Origin of the sequence: Psychromonas antarctica (genome assembly GCF_022267535.1) — a bacterium.
In the GTDB taxonomy this organism is placed as follows: domain Bacteria; phylum Pseudomonadota; class Gammaproteobacteria; order Enterobacterales; family Psychromonadaceae; genus Psychromonas; species Psychromonas antarctica.
On sequence record NZ_JAHNZV010000221.1, the window covers coordinates 1 to 1,860 of the forward strand.

At 33.4% G+C, this 1,860-nt stretch carries 1 protein-coding gene; it reads right to left on the reverse strand.

The genetic code is table 11. From position 1 onward, the window contains the following. Window positions 1-223 precede the first annotated feature (223 nt). The coding region (locus KSO91_RS17085; protein ID WP_238744225.1) for a winged helix-turn-helix domain-containing protein at window positions 224-1,860 on the reverse strand (1,637 nt) is incomplete at its 5' end.

Genomic DNA, 1,860 nt, shown 5'->3' on the forward strand with positions numbered 1-1,860 from the left:
AAGTGTTACACGAATCCCAGACTCCGCCAAAGGCGCAACACTCGATACAGGTGGTTGGTTAAACCTTGCCTGACAGGGACTTACACCCTGCAAGATGCATCAAGCTTTGCTTGACGCACTAACGCCCACTTAAGCGGACAAAAATAGTTGGTTAAAATGTGTAGCGAAGCGGAACCTAACCAACTGTTTTTGTTCCGTTTGAAGTGCTTTGTTAGATTTTTATTTAAACAGTTAATTCTTTAAAACTACATATGTATTTTACAAAAAGATCTGCGATATAATGAGCTTTATTAAATAAAATATATCTTTCCTTTTCACTAGGTACATCGCCATGGGCTCTGTCATTCCTCTCTTCCCTAAGTGTATTTAAATGATGGCCTTTTGTTACAACCCCTTCACGCACAACGCAGTTAATCATCATAAACAGTTTTGAAAGATCTTTAGAGGTGACATTCATTTTCCCAAGTTCTTTTTGTAGTTTCAAGTATGCTTTAAGTGATGTCTCAAATAACAACCCAAGCTCATATAAAGCAATATCAACATTGTCGAGGGTCAACATACCTAATGGCCTTTTCAATGCACCTATAATTAAACTATTTGATGTATATTGCTCTACATCTATTTTTATTGTATCAACAGTTTCTTGATGAGAGTACACCGCATAATACTTCTTATCTTCTTGATATTGAGTAATATCTTTCATTTTATCTAGGTACTGATAAAATGTAGGTTTTTTACAATCAATTACTTTGGTGACCTCGCCATATAAGTCCCCTTTGATGATAGGGTCATTAGGTTGCTCAAATAAAATAGCTCTAACTTCAGCCTGAACACAATCACGAAGAAGCACTCGTTCTTTTTTTGGTTTGATTAAATCTAAGTTCGAACAAGATACAAGCTTAGATCTTTTTCCACTTTGTGAATTTATCTCTAATCCAGGCGTAACGAGTAACTTTTGTCGAACACTAGGTTCAGAAAGCTTTATCGTTGTCACAAGTGATTTAATCAACGCGGATAAATTAATTGGGTTTGAGCTTAATAAAATATCCTTAATAGCATTTGTGAATTCTAATTCAGATACACTTCTGTTCACTTGCCTTTTTTGTGCAGCAGGTAAGCGCCATGCATTTAGTGCAAATTCATTATCTCCAACTCTAGTAAATAATTTATTATCATTGAGGTAAACTTTTAATGATTTAACTGATGCATCAGGTCGAATATCTTTAATCTTTTCTTCTATTTGAAAAAATTTTAAAGGTTTACCTGTTTGGTGAAATACTTTTTCAATTGCTTGCACAATAGTTAGGTTTGTAGAGTTATTCCACGTTGTTAGTGCCCATTTTCCACTTTTCCCAATGGGAGAAAATCGGTTGTCTGCAACTATCTGGTTTTTCAAATTAGTTTCTAAAACGGGAATAAAATTACTGTTAGACTTAGATAGCAAATTAATTTCTTGATTTATTTTTGAAAAATGCATAGGTTTTGTGTGGGACTCTAATACTCTATATGCTTTATCTGCTGCACTTCTCAATCTTGAAAATTTGACCGTAACGACGTCATCATCATAGTCGATATCTTCTATTGATGATAACGCAATATAAATTGACTGATTAAGAGTTTTAGAAGAGCTTTTTAATTTTTTCTTGACTAAAACAGTCAAGTCAAAAATAGGAATAGTATTTACAGTGTCATATATAACATCTAAGGCTTGGAATATTCTCTCAAGATCTTTCTTTTTATAATTTACTGACTGAATCCAAGATTCTGTTATTTGCCCCCTAAATCCGGTGATTTTTCTTGGTATTTTGATATAGCCTAATACTTCCATAAATAGGTTAAAATATTCTTTTGGTAGTATTT